The following is a 2,072-nucleotide window of genomic DNA, read 5'->3' as shown; positions in this document are numbered from 1 at the left end:
GTCCAGGTCCTGATCGGCCTGGCTCTCGGCATCACCGTGGGGCACTATTGGCCCGAATTCGGCGCCGCCCTCAAACCGCTCGGCGACGGCTTCGTCAAGCTCGTGAAGATGATGATCGCGCCGATCGTCTTCTGCACGATCGTCAGTGGCATCACGTCGCTGAACGACTCTCGCGAGATCGGCAAGACGCTGCTGAAGTCGATGGGCCTGTTCTATGCACTCACGATCCTCGCCCTGCTGACCGGACTCGCGGCGGTGTTCCTGATGCAGCCGGGCGTGGRCATGCACATCGACCCCGCGCACCTCGACACGTCCATCGCCGCCAAGTACTCGAGCCAGGTGCCGCCACGCGGCTTCACCGAGTTCGTGCTGCACATCATCCCCGGATCCTTCTTCGGCGCCTTCGCGGAAGGCGAGGTGCTGCCAGTGCTGCTGCTGTCCGTGCTGTGCGGCTTCGGCCTCACGCGCATCGGCTCGGTCGGACGTTCCGTGCTGGACGGCATCGACAGCTTTGCGCACATGCTCTTCGCGGCGTTCGGCTTCATCATGCGCCTCGCGCCGCTGGGCGCCTTCGGTGCGATGGCCTTCACCGTCGGCCGCTATGGCATCATGTCGATCGGTTCGCTCGGTCTCCTGATCGCGACCTTCTATGTCRCCTGCTCCTTCTTCGTCGTCGTCGTGCTCGGTCTGCTGGCGCGCATGCACGGCTTCAAGCTGTGGCAGCTGCTGCGCTACATCCGGGAAGAACTGCTGGTCGTGCTCGGCACGTCGTCGAGTGAGCCGGTACTCCCGCGGCTGCTGATGAAACTCGAGCGCCTGGGCTGCAAGAAAGGCGTGGTGGGCCTGGTCCTGCCGACCGGCTATTCGTTCAACCTGGACGGCACGGCGATCTACCTGACGCTGGCCTCGATGTTCATCGCCCAGGCCTGCGACATCCACCTGTCGTGGACGCAGATCGCCGCGATGCTCGGGCTGATGCTGCTCACGTCCAAGGGTGCCGCAGGGGTCACCGGCAGCGGCTTCGTCGCACTGGTGGCCACGCTCACGGTGATGCCCGACCTTCCGTTGGCCGGTGTTGCGCTCATCGTCGGCATCGACCGCTTCATGTCGGAAGCGCGCGCCCTGACGAGCACCATGAGCAATGCGGTGGCGTGCGTCGTCGTGTCGATCTGGGAAAGGGCCTGTGACCGCGAAGTTCTGACACGGGAGCTTGCGCAGAACTACGTCAACACCGAGCAGGAACTGGAAGAGGAGGCGACACTTCCGAACGCCTCGTCGGGCGCTGGACTGCACGCAACGACTGTATAGCCCCGGTCGGCACCCAGCAATGAACCTCAGCGCACCGGGTACATCGCCGAGAAGCGCAGGCACAGGGCGGCGAGCAGATGAACCGCGGCGCACAGGCCGAGCAGGGGTGTCAAGGGCAGCTGCGCGGCCAACTGGCCCGAAACCACCAGGGCGAGCGGCATGCCCAGCTTGAACAGCGAACCGGTCGCGCCAGAGACCCGCCCGATGTGCTCGCTCGCCGTGCTTTCCTGGCGGTAGCCCCAAACGCACACATTGCCCACGACTTGCGCGAAGCTGTTCAGCGCCAGTCCGGCGACCAGCATCGTTGCGCTCTGGCCCGTCGCCAGCACCGCGATGCTGAGGGCCTCGAGCGCGACGGCCAAGGTGAGCAGCCGCCCCAGGCCGACATGAAGCCGCATCCTTCCCGCCAGCATGCCAGCCGCGATGCCGCCGACGGCCGCCAGAGCCACCATCGTGCCGAGCATGGACGGCGAAAACTGCAGTTGGTCGCGGGCCCGGAACAGGAACAGGATCTCGACCACGCCAGCGCTGCCGTTCGTCGCGACGATGACCCAAGCTGTGTGCCACAGCGGCCTGTTCGTTCGCAGCACGCGCCAGCCTTCGCGGAATGCCGGCCAGAAGGCGCTGGTGGACTGCGGCCGGGACGGCAGGTCGAGCCCACGCAACAGCATCGCGGCCAACAGCAGTGCGGCCATCGATGTCCATAGGCATGCTTCGGGGCGCCATGCGACCAGCATCCCGGCGAGCGCCGGGCCCGCCACGGC

General features: G+C 66.4%; 2 protein-coding genes. One reads left to right on the top strand and one right to left on the bottom strand.

What is annotated here, in order from left to right; all coding sequences use genetic code 11:
• Positions 1–1,308, top strand: a 1,308-nt coding sequence (dctA, locus tag AC1DYI_RS33795) for a C4-dicarboxylate transporter DctA (RefSeq protein WP_477208479.1), incomplete at its 5' end; no start/stop codon positions are given.
• A gap of 26 nt (positions 1,309–1,334) precedes the next feature.
• Here the strand turns inward: dctA and AC1DYI_RS33790 are convergent.
• On the bottom strand, positions 1,335–2,072 hold a 738-nt coding region (locus AC1DYI_RS33790; protein ID WP_477208478.1), incomplete at its 5' end, for an MFS transporter.

This window comes from Ideonella sp. P3_A4, from assembly GCF_056403075.1.
This window is presented reverse-complemented; position numbering and strand designations above follow the sequence as displayed.